This window comes from Streptomyces actinomycinicus (assembly GCF_016741775.1).
In the GTDB taxonomy this organism is placed as follows: Bacteria; Actinomycetota; Actinomycetes; order Streptomycetales; family Streptomycetaceae; genus Streptomyces; species Streptomyces actinomycinicus.
Genome location: NZ_JAERRK010000018.1, coordinates 141,368 through 158,104, shown reverse-complemented (window position 1 = coordinate 158,104; position 16,737 = coordinate 141,368). Strand labels below are relative to the sequence as shown.

Below are 16,737 nucleotides of genomic sequence, written 5' to 3'. Positions count from 1 at the left end.
GGAACCTACCGAAACAGGGCAGTTCGACTGGGCAGGCGCCCCGGGGCACACAGCGCTCCGACGGGCGCCGGGAAGTGCGTGGGCGACCACCGGTGGCCGGTGGTGCGCGTCTGGAGGCGGCTCGGGAAGTGCGTGGGCGACCACCGGTGGCCGGTGGTGTGCGTCTGGAGGCGGCTCGGGAAGTGCGCGGGCGACCGGGGCCGCCGATGGCGCGCCCCCGGAGGGGCGCGGGGAACCGCGCGCTCAGCCACACCCGGCGGAAAGCCCGCACACCACCTGCGGCCCCGGGCTCTACTCGCCCACAGGCAGCGTCAACGTCGCGAGCGCGCCCCCGTCCACCGCGTTGGCGAACGACAGCCGCGCCCCCAGCACCTCCGCCTGCCCCAGCGCGATGGTCAACCCGAGTCCGTGCCCCGTGGCCCCGCCCTCGGTACGGAACCGCTGCGGCCCGTGCGCGATGAGGTAGTCCGGATACCCGCCCCCGTGATCCCGGACGGTCACCACAGGTCCGTCCACGGTCAACACCACCGGGGGCGCCCCGTGCTTGTGCGCGTTGGCCACCAGGTTCCCCAGCACCCGCTCCAGCCGCCGCCGGTCGGTCTCCACCCGCGCGTCCCGCAGGATCCGCACCTCGGTCTCCGTGCCGGACGCCCGCACCACCCGCCCGGCCAGCGCACCCAGCTCCTCGGTGTCGACCTCCAGCTTCTCCCGCCCGGTGTCCAGCCGGGAGATCTCCAGCAGGTCCTCGGTGAGCGTGCGCAGCGTCGCCACCCGGTCCCGCACCAGCTCCGTCGGCCGGCCCGGCGGCAGCAGCTCGGCCGCCGCGTGCAGTCCGGTGAGCGGAGTGCGCAGCTCGTGCGCGACGTCCGCGGTGAACCGCTGCTCGCTCAGCAGCTTGCTCTGCAGCGTGGCAGCCATTGTGTCCAGGGCGGCGGCCACCGCGGCGACCTCGTCCTGTGGACGGGTCGGGTCCTTCGTGCGGGGATCGTCCACCCGGGCGTCCAGGTCGCCCGCGCTGATCCGGCGGGCCACCCGCGCGGTGCCGTGCAGCCGCCGCGTCACCCGGGTCACCGCGAACGCGCCGACCAGCACGGTCGCCCCGATCGCGAGCGCCGACGAGCCCAGGATCGACCGGTCGAGGCCGGCGATGGTGCCGGACTGCTGCGAGTAGTCGACCTCAACGGCGAGCGCGCGGTGCCCGGCCGCCGGGCCCACCGCCCACATGGTCGGGCGCCCCCGGTGCGTGGCGACCATCGTGCCGCGCTGCCCGGCCGCCGCCAGCTTCCGCAGTGGAGCCGGCAGGCCCGGGGGGTCCACCCCGGCGCCCGGCAGCAGCGTGTCCCCGGCCTCGTACGCCCGGGTGGCGTCCTCGAGCCGGGACAGCGCCAGGTCGCGGGCCTGGCCGACGGTCTGGTCGGTCACCGAGACGTGCACGAGCACGCCGAGCAGCGCCGCCAGCGCGCAGGACATCACGGTGATGAACGCGGCGGCCTTGACGGCGAGGGTCCCGGCCCAGTGCGGCAGCGTGAGCCTCATTGCGGGCTCTCGGAGGGGCTGGGCGACGGGGACGACTTCCTGCTGGGCCGGCCGTCGCCGACGTGCAGGTACTCGTCGCTCGAGAACACCATCGCGCGCTGACCCGGGTCCCACAGCCAGGTGGTGCGGTACTCGTAGCCGGAGATGTCGGCCGGCGAGCGTTCGATCAGCGCCCGGCCCGCCAGCTCCACCCCGATGAGCGCGTCGTTGTCGGCCAGCACCTGCACCAGCCTGTGCCGCTCGACGGTGTAGACCCGCACCGCCGTCTGATTGGTCGGGTACAGCCGGAAGCCGAGCGTGAGGTCCGCCCGGCCGTCCCCGGTGAGGTCCCGGTAGTACGGCTTCAGCAGCGGACACCGGGGCCCGCCCCCGCCCGGAGCGCACTCCTTCATCCGGTCCGCGGTCCCGCGGTACGCCCCCTTGGGCCCGTAGTCGTCCGGGTGCGCCTTCAGCTCAGCCTCGACGACGCCCACCGGATCCACCTTGCGGATGTCGTCTCCGGGGACCGTGATCCCCTTCACCGTCTCCCTGGTCGACACGGCGTACGGGAAGGCGGGGCTGGACGCCGGCCGCAGATCAGGCCACAGCTTGACCGGGCTGACGGCGGTCTGGGTCGGCCCGGCGCCGCGCAGTGCGCCGGTGTCCCCGCAGGCCGCCAGCGTCGCCGAGAGCAGGGTGACGGCGGCCACGGCGAGGGCGGTGCGCACGGGGCGACGGGCAGGCACGGTGCTCCTGGGGTCGATGTCGGTCAGGCCCCGTACACCTTAATAGTGTGTTCGTGGGGAAGTGTGATTAGATCTTAGGTAAGTCCGTTTTGCGCACCGGGTCGGCGTGCTGGGACAGAGGCTACTCGGCCAGCTCCTCCAGCAGCCGCACGGTCGACAGGCCCGCCCGCAGGTATTCCACGAACAGCTCGTTGTGCAACGCCCACGCCGAGCGCCGGGACCGGATCAGCCGGATCGCCCCGTCCGCCGACTCACCCCGCCGGACCAGGGCGTGCGCGATGACCAGTCCCGAGCGGTTGTACCCGTGGTAGCAGCGCACGAGCACCCGGCGTCCGGCGTCCAGCGCCTCGTCCACCGCCCGCGCCAGCCGCATCACCCCCGCCAGCTGGGTCCCGTCCAGCGGCCCGTCCGGTATGGGCCACACATGGTGCTCCACCCCCGGATCCGGCCCGTACCCCGGCAGCCGCAGCAGGGACTGCACCAGATCGAACTCGTCACGTACGACGGCGAACTCCAGCCGCCCGGAACGGCCCCGGAACTCGTGACCGCCCATCCACAGGCCGGGCACGATCTCGTTCCACGGGCTCTCCGGAGCCGGCACCTCGGGCTGCTTTCCGCGGGTCCGCACCGGCGCCTCCCCAACTCCCCCTCGCAGGGCCGTCATCAAAGGTAACCGGTCTTGCCCGGACAGCACCCCGCCTGTTCCCATGGTCGAGGGGTGATGGCGCATGAGCGGACTGCGCGTGGTGCCGGCCTTCCGGCACGGCCGGGAGCGGCTGTACGTCTGCCGCGAGGACGGAAGCAATGTCGCCTGGTACGACCGTGAGACCAGCCGGGTCAACCTGCTCGGCCAGGACAGCGAGGACGCGGTGCTGCACGTCCTGAAACCGTTCCTGACCGGCCCGGTCACCGTGGGGCCGCCCCCGGTCCCGACCCCCGCGGAACTCGCCCGGCTCACCCTGCACCCCGACGACGACCTGGCCCCCAACCGCCCCGGCGAGTCCCTGCTCGTCGCCCTCGACCGCGACCCCGGCCCCGCCCACCGGCTGCGCCCCGACCCCCGCCGCCGCGCGCTGACCGCCGAGGAGACCGTCGGCCGGGCGCTGGACGCGCTCGAGGGAGCCGGCTGGCACACCCTGCATTCCGTCCCGCTGCCCGGCGGCGCCCGCATCCACCACCTGCTGATCGGCCCCGGCGGCCTGTTCGCCGTACACGCCCTGTACGCCCGCAGGACCCGGGTCATGGTCGCCGGCGCCATGGTCACCGTGGGCCGCCGTGCCGCCGAACCGCTGCTGCGCCGGCTGCGCGCCGACGCCGACCGCGCCTCCTACGCCCTGACCGCCGAGGTCCGCCCGGTACTGGCACTGGCCGGCCCGGCCGAGGTGACCGTGACCGCGGAGCCGCGCGGGGTACGGATCCTGCAGGACACCGAGCTGACCGCACTGGCCCGGCTGGGCGCGGTGCTCAAGCCGGCGGACGTGGAGGCACTGCACGGAATGGCCCGGGACCGGAACACGTGGGGCAGGGTCTAAGGGGACCGGGACACGTGGGGATCGTCCACCGGAACCGGGACCGGAACTCGTGGGGGTGGTCTGCCGGGATCGGGTGCGGCATGTGTCTGCGGGGTGCGGCAGGTGTCGGCGGGGTCTCCCCGGGCCCCCGGGCTCCCGGGCCCCGGGCTCCCGGCCCCCCGCCCCCCGGCCCCCGGGGTCACGGCAGGGGAGCCGCTGACCCCCGATCCAGCAGCGGTGCCAGTAGATCCCCGTGGTCCTGCAGGCGCGGAGCCATGTCCTCGGCCTGGAACGCCAGCTGCCCGGGGCTCCGGCAGTCGGCGACCTCCTCCCAGGTCACCGGCGCGGAGACCAGCGGCGACCGGCGGGCCCGGAGCGTATACGGGGCGGCAGTCGTCTTCCGGGCCGCGTTCTGGCTCCAGTCGACGAACACCTTGCCCGGCCTGAGGCTCTTCGTCATCCGGTGCACCACCAGCCGGGGCATCGCCCGCTCGGCCTCCACCGCGAGCGCCTTCGCATACTCGGACGTGCGCTCGGACGAGCCACCGTGCACCGCCGTCAGCAGATGCAGCCCCTTCGACCCGGCGGTCTTCGGGTACGCCTCGATCCCGTCCGCCGCGAGCCGCTCGCGCAGCCACAGGGCGACCTCGCAGCAGTGCACGATGTCCGCCGGCGGCCCGGGATCGAGGTCGAACACCAGCCGGTCGGCCTCCTCGGGGCTCTGCACCAGCCACTGGTGCGTGTGGAACTCGGTGACCAGGTTCGCCGCCCACACCAGGCTCGGCAGGTCCTGCACCACCACCATCCGGGCCGGACTGTCCGCCGACGACCGCGGCACAGCCGCGGTCGTGACCCACTCGGGCGTACCCGGCGGCACGTTCTTGGTGAAGAACAGCTGCCCGTCCGGGCCGTCCGGATAGCGCAGGAAGGACACCGCGCGGTCACGCAGGTGCGGCAGCAGGGCCTCCGCCGTGGTCGCGTAGTAGTGCAGCAGCTCCGCCTTCGTGAAGCCGCTCTCCGGATACAGCACCTTCTCCAGGTTGCTCAGCGCGACCCGGCGCCCCTCCACCTCTGTGATAGGCGTCATAGGATGACAATCCCAGACGAACCGGAAAAAACGGCAAAGGAAGGGTGCGGCACGTGCGATCGATATGGAACGGCGCCATCTCCTTCGGCCTCGTCAGCATCCCGATCAAGCTGGTCAACGCCACGGAGAGCCACGCGATCTCCTTCCGTCAGATCCACACCGAGGACAACGGCCGCATCCGCTACCGCAAGGTGTGCGAGCTGGAGGAACGCGAGGTCACCCAGGACGAGATCGGCAAGGCCTACGAGGACGCCGACGGCTCGATCATCCCGATCACCGACGAGGACCTCTCCCACCTGCCCATCCCCACCGCCCGCACCATCGAGATCGTGGCCTTCGTGCCCTCCGAGCGGATCGATCCCCTCCAGATGGGTGCCGCGTACTACCTCGCGGCCGGCGGAGCCCCGGCGGCCAAGCCGTACACGCTCCTGCGCGAGGCCCTCAAACGCAGCAACAAGGTCGCCATCGCCAAGTACGCGCTGCGCGGCCGGGAACGGCTCGGCATGCTCCGCGTGGTCGGCGAGGCCATCGCCATGCACGGACTGCTGTGGCCGGACGAGGTCCGGGCTCCCGAGGGCGTCGCCCCGGACACCTCCGTCACCATCCGGGACAAGGAACTCGATCTCGCGGACGCCCTGATGGACACCCTCGGCGAGGTCGACCTGGAGGACCTGCACGACGAGTACCGCGAGGCGCTGGAGGAGGTCATCGCGGCCAAGGCCTCCGGCGAGGCCCCGCCGGAGGCACCCGAGCCGGCCGCCGGGGGCAAGGTGCTGGACCTGATGGCCGCGCTGGAGAACAGTGTGCGGGCGGCACGGGAGTCCCGGGGGACCGCCACCACCGGCGGTGAGCCCGAGGCCGGACCCGAGGCGGAGGCCGAGGTCAGACAGCTGCGCCGGGGCCGGGCCACGCCGAAGGAGACGGGCTCGAAGAAGTCGACGTCCGCGGCGAAGAAGACGGCCGGGGCGAAGAAGGCCACGCCCGCGAGGAAATCGACGTCCAAGGCGACCGCGGGGGAGGGAACGAAGAAGACGACGCCCGCGAAGAGTACGGCGACGAAGAGCACGCCGACGAAGGCCACGGCGGCGAAGAGTACGGCGGCGAAGAGCACGGCGAAGGGTGCGGCGAAGAAGACGGCCACGAAGAAGACCGCGTCGCGCAAGCGGTCGGCTTGAGGGAACGCCCCCACCGGCGGTCCCCGCCGCTCCCGTCTCGCCTCCCGCGGATGTCAGCCAGATGCGGCCTCCGCCGCTACCGCCTTCTCGGCCGCCTCCTCCTCCGGAACCCACGCCTTCCCCATGACCAGCGCCAGACCGCCGCCGACCACGGCGAGCGCCGCCAGTGCCGTACCGAAGGCCGTGGTGGCCGCCGTCAGCCCGACGGCGTCGCCGAGGTAGCCGGCGGCGACCGGCAGGAGGCCGGCGGGAAGGTAACCGCCCACGCTGAGGGCCGCGTTGGCCTCGGCGAGCCGGGCCCCCGGCACCGTCGAGTTCAGCAGTGAAAGACCGCCCAACTGGCCCATGCCCTGACCGGCCCCGGCCAGCAGCGCGGCGCCGGCCAGCACCGGGACCGACCCGGTGTGCACGGCGCAGACGAGCGCGAGCATGCCGAGGGCGGTGGCGCCGGCACCGGCGACCAGGACCGTACGCCGGCGCAGTCGTCGTACCGCGAACTGCACGCCCGTGGCGCCGAGGAACATGGCGAACGCCAGGGCACCGGAGACGACGCGGTTCCCGGTGCCCAGCGGGCCCGACAGCAGCGAGGGGCCGAGCGACAGCACGAAGGACGTGGCGGTGATGCCGGGGGCGAACACGGCGATGCCGAGGGCGAGCTGCCGCCCGGCCCCGCGCGGCACACCAGGCACGCGCACCCAGCCACCGGCCCCGGCTCGGTCCCCGGCCCCGGCTCGGTCTCCGGCGCCGGCCCGGTCCTCGGCCCCGGCCCGGACTCCGGCCCCGGCTCGGTCTCCGGCCCCGGCTCGGTCTCCGGCCCCGGCTCGGTCTCCGGCGCCGGCCTCGCCGGGGGCCCCGGCCTCGCCGCCGGCCCGGACGGGACGTCGTACCGGCATCCGGAGAACCACCCCGACGGCGGTGACCAGCAACCCCGCCTCCACCGCGAACACGGTGACCGTGGCCCCGGGCAGCGTCTCGGACAACACGCCCGCGAGCAGCGGCCCCACGCCCGCCCCGAACACCATGGCGCAGGAGGCGAGCAGCGCCGCGAGCGGGCGCCGGGCGGGTCCGGCCACGTCCGTCACCGCGGCCATCCCCGCCGAGACCACGGCCCCCACCGCGATGCCGGTGCACAGCCGGGCGACGACCAGCGCGGCCACGCCGCCGGCGGTCGCGAAGACCAGGCAGGCCAGCAGGGCGAGCCCCAGCGCGGGCAGCAGTACGGGCTTGCGGCCGAGCCGGTCCGATACGACCCCGGACACCAGCAGGGAGCCGAGCAGCCCCGCGATGTAGCAGGCGAAGACGACGGTCAGCGTGCCGCTGCCGAACCCCATCTCCCGCTGCCAGAGCACATAGAGCGGTGTGGCGGCGTTGGACAGCACGAACACCGCGGTCACGGGCCAGGCCGCGAGCCAGACCCGGCGAACGGGAACATCCGGGGCCCTCACACCGGTCGTGGCTGCCGTATCCGTCATGGCACAGTCCTCCCCAGGCAGTAGTACGAGTTGAGTCGTACTTGTACGAGTGGAGCCGAACTTAGCACGTAGTACGATCGGACTCGTACTAGATGCTGTGAGGGAAGTCGGGCAGAGGGAGCGGCAGTTGAACGGGCGAGGAGTTGAGGGAACCCGGCAGGCGGACGAGAGCCGGCGGACGGAGGACGGCCGACGGACGGGAAAGCCGCGCCGGACGGAGGACGGCCGACGGACGGGAGGGACGCGCCGGACGGCGGAGCCGGGGCCGGCCCAGGCGCCGCAGCGGACGCCGAAGCCGGAGGGAACCGAGCCGCAGCGGGTCGCCACGGAGCCTCAGCTGATCCCCACCGAGCCTCAGCCGATCCCCACCGAGCCTCAGCCGATCCCCACCGAGCCTCAGCCGATCCCCACCCAGCCTCAGCCGATCCCCACCGAGCCTCAGCGGGGCCCCACCGAGCCCGAAGGCCGGCGCGCTGCCCGACTCCTGCCGGAACCCCAGGGCCGGCGCGCCGCCCAATCCCCACCGGAACCCCAAGGCCTCCTGGAACCCCGAGACCTTCTGGAACCCCGAGACCTTCCGGAACTCCAAAGCCCTCCGGAACTCCGAGGCCTGCCCGAGCCCCTGCCGGAACCCAAAGGCCTGCCCGAGCCCCTCCCGGAGCCGGCCGTCGCCGACCTCCGGCTGGAGACGGTGCTGGGGGCGCTCAGCGACCCGCTGCGCCTGTTGATCGTCCGCAAACTGCTCCTGGAGTCCGAGGAGTTCGACCACACCTGTGGCTGGTTCGGCCTGGACCGCCCCAAGTCCTCGCTGACCCACCACTTCCGCGCGCTGCGCGAGGCCGGGATCACCCGGCAGCGCCAGTACGGCCTGGAGCGCCGCAGCCACGTCCGGGTGGCCGATCTGAACGCCCGTTTCCCCGGCCTGCTGAACCTGGTGGCGGCGTGGACGCCACCGGAGGCCGACTGAACCGGAACCATGGCGGGTCGGGACACGCCGGGCGACTCATCCGCACATCCACTCGTCAGCGCATCAGCCCGCCCGCTCACCCGCTCGCTAGCCCGCTCGCTAGCCCGCCCGCTCACCCGCTCGCTAGCCCGCCCGCTCGCCCACTCGGTAGCCGTCCGCTCACCCAAGTCGCCAGCTCGCCTGCTCCTCGGTCAGGCAACCGAGCGCGACGCCGGCCCGGAGCGCGACGGGCCTTGAGGGAGAGGACGACTGCCCGCCTCCCGAGGCAACGACCGCGCCACTCTCTCCTGCAACCACCACACTTCGGCCGCGTACGGCCGGACTGTCGGTCACCGCTCGCACCTGCCGAGTCGAGACGCGTCCCTCCGTTGAACGACCGCCCCACCCGTCCCGTCCGATTCGCGCTCTACGCACAGCCCGACGCCATGGTGACCCTCTCCCATGGGGGACGCACGCCCGTCGGACCGGATCCAGCGTTGCCCCACCGCCTGACGGGGAAGGGGGGAAGCGCCTGCCACCGGGCGCCCATTGCTGATGGATGCCGCGTCGACGGCCGCACTGACAGCCGCGCTCATCACCGCACTCGTCGCCCTCCTGGGCTACTGGATCAACCAACACGCCAAGCGCCGTGAGCAGAAGAGCCGCATGTATGCCGAGGCGCTCCAGGTGATTCACTCCTACGAGGATCTCCCTTACCTGATCAGATGTCGCCCTGGCTCGAACCCGGAGACGAGAGCGGCGCTGGCACAGCAGATCAGCGACGTCTTCACCAAGATCAACCTCCATCAGAACCTCCTCTCCATGGACTCGTCCGTGGTCGGTGAGGCCTACGCCGACTTGTTCCGGCAGACCCGCCGCCACGGCGGGCCACACCGCAGACAGGCATGGACCGCGCCACCCGTCGCATCGGACCCGGAGATGTCCGGAAGGGCGTACTTCCCCTACGACAACGACCCCGAACAGGCGATCTGCCTCCTGGCCATGAGAAGAGAACTCACTCCCTGGGGCTGGCTGCTCCGACCCCACACCCGCAGACAGATCCACCGCCTGCGCCACCGCCGCCCCCAGTGGTCCGAGCCGGATTTCATGAGGGAAAGCCGTACCAGACTCCTGACAGCACGCCCAGCGGGAGACAGCGAATAGCACAGATACCGCCGACGCGCCCCTGCCGTCGGCACGATCGCCCCTGACCTAGGCTCCGTGGTTCTCGGTCAGGCAGGTGTACATCAGCTCGCCTTCCCACCCGCCCGTTTCGGCGAAACTCAGTACGGCCGCTCTCGACGGTGCCCGGCACGAGGGCGCTGCCGTGGAAAACGCGGAGTTGGTGCCGTCGTACGGGAGCAGGTCCTGGCATTGATACCCGGGGGCGTTCATGAGCAGGATCGCCTCCCGCTCGGCCCCCGATGAACTGCCGGTATACACGAGGCAGTAGGTCGACGACGGATCCCCGCCGGTGGGCGGTGTCTGAATGATCCGCACCTGTTCCAGCGTCGGCCGCGCACCCGAGTTCAGACTCGGGGTTTCCGGGACCGGCGGCGACGGGCTCGACACGGACGACGCGGACGGCGCGCCGCCCTGCGCTTGAGGAGCGCGCGGGGACGTCGTGATTATGGGCGCGCCGGCCGACTTCTCATTCCCTTGAGTGAGATGCGCGAAAACCGCTCCGGCGAGCCCACCCAGCACGCCCACACACGCCACGAGAACAACCGACCGCGGAACCGAGCGCCCATCGGCACGCGCCGGCGATGACTGCACGACCGGGAGGTTGCCGAGGGTGTCACCATTGTGAAAGCGGGCGAGTTCCTCCTCCTCATCAGGACGAAGCGGACGCTGCGGACGGTCTGGCATCGGAGCCCCCTGGTGATCGTGCGACACGCCGAGCGAGAGCGGCAGTATCGCCTGGCAGCCCCCGCTTCGGAGGCGGATCGGAGACCAGAGCACTCCTTCGTGAGAGCCGGATGAGGTGCCCGTAGCGTCGCCGCCGCGTTCGAACCACGCGGCAGGAGCCGCAAGGCGCCCGGGATGCAGATCGCCCGAGTTGAGCCACACTGGAAATTAGGCGTACGCCGGTAGGCGTGGTGCGGCGGGTCGGCTCGGTACGACCCGACGCAGCCGCACGCATTCCCGGTTCAGCCATCGGCAGCTACGACGAGCCGATACGCCTTTCTCTCCGGTCCCGGGACCCGAGTCCTCGGAGCCCTCCGGAACCGGAGCCCTCCGGAACCCAAGTCCTCCGGAACCGGAGCCCTCCGGAACCCAAGTCCTCCGGAATACGCTGAGCATTCCTCGCCTGGTGTGGTTGCTCAGCCAGGGGTTGTGAGCGGCACGTCATGAGGTGGACGCAGCCATGAGGAAGAATCGGTCTCTCATGAGGCGGAAGGCACTGCGAGCGTCTGTGGCGGCCGCACTCCTTGTGGCGATCGGCCTGCTCACACCCGCGCCCGCCTCGGCGAATCACCTGGGTGTCTTCATCTACTCCCAGAGTTCCGGGCTCGTGCTGGATGTGATCGGGGCGCGATCGGACGAGTATCAAGGCCTGGTCGTCTATCCACAGCGGGATTCCGCGACGAACCAGCAGTTCGACATCCGGGACGTGGGCGGCGGTCAGGGCTACCAAATCATCGCTCGCCACTCACACAAATGCCTCACCCACTACGGCAGCGCCGTCTTCCAAGCGACGTGCGGGGTGACCCCGACTCAGCGTTGGGAGTTCGTGGACCTGAAGAACGGGTGTCCACCAGGCGGCGGCTGTAGCGAGCGTGTGGCCGGATACCTGATACGGAGCAAGTGGAACGGGAGATGCCTCGACTCGGCGAACCCGGACTTCCCGAATCCGCCGCGAGAGGGGGCCAGGGTTCAACTATGGTCGTCCTGCGCAGAGACCACGGACGATCCGAAGTGGGTCAACCAGGCATGGAGGCTGGAATCGGGTCGAGGGCACCCGGACCCGTACGCCGAACCCTCCGCACTTCCTCCTCTCCAGCCCGACGCCAAAGCTCTCGTGGACCAGGTCGTACAGGCGCGACGCGCTGCCGGTTGCGCACACCCGGAAAACGTGCGCCTCGACCCCTGGCTGAGCGAAGTGGCCCGAAAACACAGTGCGGACCTGGCCGTGAACTACGCGAAACTGATCGACGCGCAGACGGAAGGACAAAAACGGGGTCACATAGGATCTGACGGATCGATGCCGTCCGGACGCGTACAATCAGCGGGATTCGAGCCAGCGCAGCGCCCCGAAAACTGGAGCTACGGCACGAACCAGTCGTACGCGGGGGCGATGGACCTGTGGATGAATCACGATGAGGCATCCAAGTGGGGTCACAAGATGGCGATCACCGACTGCCGGTACACAGTCCTCGGCGTAGGTACGGCCAACGGCCACAAGAACCGCGTGTACTGGACGCAGAACTTCGCCCTACGGTGACCGGCCTCCCCACCGAGACGACTCGAACCACGCCGCCACGAACGGCCTCTCCTTCGTCTCCGAAAGGGCGACGGAGGGCCGCGCCAGGCACAGCTGCAAGCGCGCCGTACCTCCTGCCCGATGCCACTGAACCTGCCACCCTGGACTACTGCCTCCCTGGTGCCCCGACGTCAGCCGGCCTGCCCGCTCGCCGGAAGATCGAGGAGCTGTTGCGCGAGCACGAGAGATCGGACGCGGCACACTGTCCGTGCCGTCTCCTACGCTGTGCCTTCGGTCGAACAGGCACATGGGGAGAGGCCAGGGATGGGCGGCGACCAATGGCAGGACACAGGCCCGTATCGGCGGGATCTGGAGGCCGCGTTCCGGCAGTCCCAGGAAGAGGAACTGGCGCGGGACAACTACGGTTTCGGGGGCCGGTCCGTCGAGGAGCTGTGGCATGACCCGGGAATCCATCTTCACCGGCGGCACGGCCACCGTGCTGGACCTTCCCCTCATGACCGAGGCCACGGACACCGACGACGGTCCGTTCATACGGCCGCTGACCGAGGATGAGGTACGCGCATGGCCCCTCATGGCCGGCCCACCTATGCGTCTCTGCTGGTGACGGGGTCTTTGGGCGCCTCATGACGGGTCCCCCGACAGGATCCGAACCTGCGCACACGGCTCCGGAGAGCATGCTCGTGGCGTGCTTGATTATGACTCTGACCTGCAAGGAGCCGCGCGCGGCGCGTGATCTCGTCTCGCTCACACGCCCCTCACACACTCGGAGGGCTCGCCTCCGGTTGTTGAGGCCCGGCGGGAAGCGACGACGTGAGGGGCTGCAACACCCCGGGGTGTTGCAGCCTGGTACTCAGGCCGGACAGGTGGGACATCGGCGAATTTCGCTGTCCCACCCATTTGTGCAGGTCAGCGCTCCACCCGGACAGCCGGACACGTGGGACACTCCCCATGGCGCCCTACGTCGGCCAAGGGCCATCCTCGGAAGCTGGAAGCAGTGAGCCGTTGGCCAAGCGAGATCACCGAAAGGGAGGCTAGGTGCGGTCGGCCGACTACCGCTTTTAGGCGCTGTCGCATGACGCGGCCCGCTGAGGTTGTTGCACCCTCACCGATGCGAGGAACAGCTGCGGTATCTTGTCAGGCTCGACCTGTACCGTCGCGTTCACGGAGGGGTCGTCCGCTTTGAGTAGGTCCTTGACTGTTCTGACCCACTCAGCCCCGCCACTGTCGTCGAAGCTTACGAATACCACTTCCAGAGCCACGACATGTTCAGAGAAGAGCACTTGCTTGCTGTTCTTGTTGACGAGGGCGTCTGCCGTGATGGTGAAGTCCGTGCAGGGGGCGATGTTACCGATGGCGAGGATGAATTTGTCGGATTGTGGCCCCAGGGGCGTGGTTTTATCCGTCCGAGGTACACCGGCTCGAGCCAATACGACAACGTCGGAAACCGGGTCCGCAGAGCGATTCATGACGTGCATCTGAGGGATGCCGTCCGCGGCGTCGTCATTCCAGAACGTCACACGGGTGGCTTGGCTCCGGGCCCGGTCCGCCGCTTCATCCTTGGCCTGATCGAGCTCGTTGGATGACACTCGAGCGCCGTAATAGGTCGCAATCGCGGTACAGAAGAGCCCGACAGCCCCCACAAAGATGCCGGCGATCGTTCCCCACTTGGCCCAGTCAACGCCGCGCCACCACGTTACGAAAGCTCTCCATCGGCTCGTCGACGGGTCTTCCGCAGGCTCGCTTGCTGGCTGCCCGGCGGCCTCCGTATCGGCGCGGTCCCGAGGGCGTACTCGGCCTGGCCGAGGATGCTGGCGTGCCAGCCTGAGTCTCGTCCGCCGATCTGCGCTATTGCCCGCCACAACCCCTCCCTTACCGCCCGGATGTCTTGGCCATGCGCGGTGCATGCGTGCCGATCACCGGGCGCCGCTGCTCGGTCTCTAACTGCAGGCTAGAAGTGTGTCGGAGGTGTGTCGCGAATGCTGAGAGATAACGAGAGAGGGCGGGAGTCAGTGAGACTGACTCCCGCCCTCTTCTGTCGGCATCCGCCCTGGTCAGCGCTTGATTCTTGCTGATCCTGGGCGAGTGCCCCCGGCAGGATTCGAACCTGCGCACACGGCTCCGGAGGGCGCGTGTCTCTGAGGTGTCTACGCAGGTCAGAGGCGCAATGATGCCGGGGTTAGTCCGTCCAGTCCACGGATAGGCCGCGGTTCTGTGGTTGGTTAGGACTGGGGAAAGCTCTGCTTGAGCCACTGCCGCACGGAGCTCACGGTCGTTCGCCCCTGCTGGCGGAGCGCGTCGATGATGTCTCGTCCGCACACCAGGGCAATGGGGTGGCCGTCTTCGTGGACCTCGTCCTGTACCTGCTTGTTGAAGAACGAGGTGGTGACCAGCACGCCGAAGTTCCGGTGCCGGATCCTGGAGATCAGCCGGGAAACCTCGCGCACCCCTACCGAGTTGTCCGGGGCATAGCACTTGGCCTCAAGGGCGAAATCGATCGCGATGCGGTTTGCCACCGGCCCCAGGACGTAGGTACCAACTGCGTCCCGTCCGCCGTCGCGGCTCGGCCGGGTCACGTCAACTGCACCTGTGCTCGGCGCGATGAGTCGCCAGATCGCAACCGCGCATGCTTCGAAATCGTGCTCGCGGCCGCGGAAGTACCCCCGGATTTCCTCCAGCATGGCCACACCGGTGATGTCTTCCGGAAGTTGGTCCGTCTTGGAGCGGATGGTGGTGGTGGCAGGAGCCAGCAGGGGGCGATAGACCCGGCTTTCAACCCAGGTCCGCCATACCTCGGGGCACTCACCCGCCAGTGGATCGCCGCCTGCCAGCACGTACTGAATCCAGCTCCGCGGAATGCGGTCCGTGTCGAGCACGGTGAAGTGAGCGCGGTAGTTCTGGAAGCGTTTGCCCGCTGTAGCCCGCCAGATGGCGGCAAGCTCGTCGTCAGAGGTCATCGTGGGACCTCCGGGCGCCAGAAGCCCGCGGAAGAGCACCGAACGGCCTGTCCTTGCAGCCTTCTCAAATAGGAGGAACGGGGGCACCTTGGCCCTGTCGGCTGGTGTTTCGTGGGAGGCCGCGAAGGCATCACGCAGCAGGACGTTGCCCGAACGCGGGGTCTCGTGAAGACCCTGCCCAGGCTTCCGGTTGTCACCGTAGTAGGTGAATGTCCCGGTTTGTACATCTAGGTAGTCCGGCCAGTCGACCTCGCCGCCGCTGGTGTAGAGGACGGCGAGTTTCACCGTGCGATTCGTCGGCGAGCCGGCATACCGGAAGCCTCCCTGGTTACCGATCCCCTTTATGAGCTTGGACATCGGGTCGTCGCCAGAGTTGCCGCTCGTCCCGCCTGCGTAGAGCGCATCGACTTGAAGGTCGGCGGTCTCCAAGTCGGAGAAGGCCACGTGCGGTACGGCATCGGCAGGAAGGGTCATGCTGCTAGGTCTACCAGGCCTCACTGACACCCCTGTTGGCTGACAGCCTCGCACCCCTGGTGTCAGTGGCGGAACGTAAGATCCATCCCCGCTGCTGGATGACCTTGGAGGGATGGTTGATGGAGCCTGTGCGCGTGATGGACCTCTTCGCCGGATGCGGCGGATTCTCGGAGGGCTTCCGCTCCTACACCCCCGGCGGTGTCGGCTCCCGGACGGTGTTCGAAACCATCGCAGCGGTGGACTTTGACCGCGCAGCGCTGGCAACGTTCCAGGCCAACCACCCCTCAGCCGACGTGATGAACCTGGACATCGAAGAGTTCGACCCCGACCCCTTCGCGAACAGCGTCGACGTCATCACCGGAGGGCCGCCCTGCCAAGGCTTCTCAGGGCTGAACAACAAGGGGGGACGCTGGGACGATCCGCGTAACAGCCTCTGGCGGCAGTACGTCAGAGTCGTCAGCACCGTTCAGCCGAAGGTCTTCGTCATCGAAAACGTAGACCGCTTCAAGAAGTCGCACGAGTACGAAGGGCTTCTGGAATCAGTCAAGCCCGGTGGACCGCTGAGCGACTACACCCTCGTCGAGGGACTGCTCAACGCGGCTGACTACGGGGTGCCCCAGGCGCGGAAGCGAACGATAGTCATCGGTACACACCGGGCGCTTGGTGCGTCCATTCCGCTGCCCCCGCCGACTCACAGCCGGAACGCTCTTCAGCAGGCGAGTGACTTCCTTCCGTTTGACGGCAGGGCGATGCTCCAGCCATGGGTGCCCGTTGACGAAGTGTTCGATCGTTCAGACCGTCTGTCGATCAAGGAGACGGTGCTTCCTGAACGTTCCCGTCCCGATGGCATACCCGGCCCATTCCTGACGACTGAACTTCACATAGGTCGAGTGCCGCAGGCACTGTCGTTGGCGCGCTATGCGGTGATCCCGCCGGGCGGCAACCGAAAGGATCTACGCGGGAAGTGGGCGCTAATCGACGGCCGAGAGGTGTACCTCAGTACGGCAAGCTGGGACGGACACAACAGCGGATCGGGAGACGTCATGGGGCGTCTCAAGCTAGGCCATCCATCGGTTACCGTCCGGACCGAGTTCTTCAAGCCTGAGAAGGGCCGGTACCTCCACCCCGTAGAGCACCGCCCGATCACTCACTATGAGGCCGCTCTAATTCAGGGGTTTCCCGAGGGCTATTTGTGGCACGGTACGAAGATCGAGATTGCGAAGCAGATCGGCAATGCCGTCCCGGTCGGCCTTGCCCAGGCACTGGCCGGCGTCATCCATGACCGACTTGAACTCGGTACGAGCGCCAACGAGCGGACTGTGGTTCGCTAGCCCTGATGTATAGCCTCGTATGAGGGGATCGTTGCCGACCTGTCACCGGTTTGGCTGCCCTAGTCGCTCCGAGCCCCTCAC

General features: G+C 69.4%; 15 protein-coding genes. 7 read left to right on the top strand and 8 right to left on the bottom strand.

What is annotated here, in order from left to right:
- Positions 1-291: 291 nt before the first annotated feature.
- From JK359_RS28500 to JK359_RS28490, 3 genes are all read right to left on the bottom strand, one after another.
- Positions 292-1,536, bottom strand: a complete 1,245-nt coding sequence (locus tag JK359_RS28500; protein WP_201841542.1) for an ATP-binding protein — start codon at positions 1,534-1,536, stop codon at positions 292-294.
- A complete protein-coding gene (locus tag JK359_RS28495; RefSeq protein ID WP_201841540.1) occupies positions 1,533-2,261 on the bottom strand; it encodes a hypothetical protein in 729 nt (242 codons plus the stop codon). Before JK359_RS28495 ends, JK359_RS28500 begins: the two co-directional genes overlap by 4 nt.
- 121 nt (positions 2,262-2,382) lie before the next feature.
- A complete protein-coding gene (locus tag JK359_RS28490) occupies positions 2,383-2,889 on the bottom strand; it encodes a protein-tyrosine phosphatase family protein (protein WP_201841537.1) in 507 nt (168 codons plus the stop codon).
- A 100-nt stretch (positions 2,890-2,989) separates the two neighbouring features.
- On the opposite strand from JK359_RS28490, the gene JK359_RS28485 reads away from it, so the two are divergent.
- Positions 2,990-3,793 (top strand): nuclease-related domain-containing protein, encoded by an 804-nt coding sequence (locus tag JK359_RS28485; RefSeq protein WP_201841534.1) that lies wholly within the window; start codon positions 2,990-2,992, stop codon positions 3,791-3,793.
- Between the two features lie 178 nt (positions 3,794-3,971).
- Here JK359_RS28485 and ligD read toward each other — a convergent pair whose 3' ends face one another.
- Entirely contained in the window at positions 3,972-4,859 is an 888-nt protein-coding gene (ligD, locus tag JK359_RS28480) for a non-homologous end-joining DNA ligase (RefSeq protein ID WP_201841531.1), read from the bottom strand.
- 53 nt (positions 4,860-4,912) lie between these two features.
- On the opposite strand from ligD, the gene ku reads away from it, so the two are divergent.
- A complete protein-coding gene (gene ku / locus JK359_RS28475) occupies positions 4,913-6,034 on the top strand; it encodes a non-homologous end joining protein Ku (RefSeq protein ID WP_201841528.1) in 1,122 nt (373 codons plus the stop codon).
- Between the two features lie 53 nt (positions 6,035-6,087).
- On the opposite strand, the gene JK359_RS28470 is transcribed toward ku, so the two are convergent.
- A complete protein-coding gene (locus JK359_RS28470) occupies positions 6,088-7,506 on the bottom strand; it encodes an MFS transporter (RefSeq protein WP_201841525.1) in 1,419 nt (472 codons plus the stop codon).
- A 610-nt stretch (positions 7,507-8,116) separates the two neighbouring features.
- Between JK359_RS28470 and JK359_RS28465 the strand changes: the two genes are divergently transcribed.
- Both JK359_RS28465 and JK359_RS28460 read left to right on the top strand, forming a co-directional pair.
- Positions 8,117-8,473 (top strand): ArsR/SmtB family transcription factor, encoded by a 357-nt coding sequence (locus JK359_RS28465; RefSeq protein WP_201841624.1) that lies wholly within the window; start codon positions 8,117-8,119, stop codon positions 8,471-8,473.
- A 534-nt stretch (positions 8,474-9,007) separates the two neighbouring features.
- Positions 9,008-9,616, top strand: coding sequence for a hypothetical protein (locus tag JK359_RS28460; RefSeq protein ID WP_201841523.1), 609 nt, complete (start codon positions 9,008-9,010; stop codon positions 9,614-9,616).
- A gap of 48 nt (positions 9,617-9,664) precedes the next feature.
- Here JK359_RS28460 and JK359_RS28455 read toward each other — a convergent pair whose 3' ends face one another.
- Positions 9,665-10,321 carry a hypothetical protein gene (locus tag JK359_RS28455; RefSeq protein ID WP_201841520.1) on the bottom strand — a complete coding sequence of 219 codons (657 nt, stop codon included), beginning with the start codon at positions 10,319-10,321 and terminating at the stop codon, positions 9,665-9,667.
- Positions 10,322-10,820: 499 nt separating this feature from the next.
- Here JK359_RS28455 and JK359_RS28450 point away from each other — a divergent pair, with 499 nt between their 5' ends.
- Both JK359_RS28450 and JK359_RS28445 read left to right on the top strand, forming a co-directional pair.
- Positions 10,821-11,897 carry an RICIN domain-containing protein gene (locus JK359_RS28450; protein WP_236678576.1) on the top strand — a complete coding sequence of 359 codons (1,077 nt, stop codon included), beginning with the start codon at positions 10,821-10,823 and terminating at the stop codon, positions 11,895-11,897.
- A gap of 436 nt (positions 11,898-12,333) precedes the next feature.
- On the top strand, positions 12,334-12,501 hold the full coding sequence (locus JK359_RS28445; protein ID WP_201841516.1) for a hypothetical protein: 168 nt from the start codon (positions 12,334-12,336) through the stop codon (positions 12,499-12,501).
- A gap of 454 nt (positions 12,502-12,955) precedes the next feature.
- On the opposite strand, the gene JK359_RS28440 is transcribed toward JK359_RS28445, so the two are convergent.
- Positions 12,956-13,483, bottom strand: a complete 528-nt coding sequence (locus tag JK359_RS28440) for a hypothetical protein (RefSeq protein ID WP_201841513.1) — start codon at positions 13,481-13,483, stop codon at positions 12,956-12,958.
- A 633-nt stretch (positions 13,484-14,116) separates the two neighbouring features.
- On the bottom strand, positions 14,117-15,325 hold the full coding sequence (locus JK359_RS28435) for a restriction endonuclease (protein ID WP_201841511.1): 1,209 nt from the start codon (positions 15,323-15,325) through the stop codon (positions 14,117-14,119).
- 137 nt (positions 15,326-15,462) lie between these two features.
- Here JK359_RS28435 and JK359_RS28430 point away from each other — a divergent pair, with 137 nt between their 5' ends.
- Positions 15,463-16,656: a DNA cytosine methyltransferase gene (locus JK359_RS28430; RefSeq protein WP_201841618.1), complete on the top strand. Its 1,194-nt coding sequence runs from the start codon at positions 15,463-15,465 to the stop codon at positions 16,654-16,656.
- Positions 16,657-16,737: the final 81 nt, after the last annotated feature.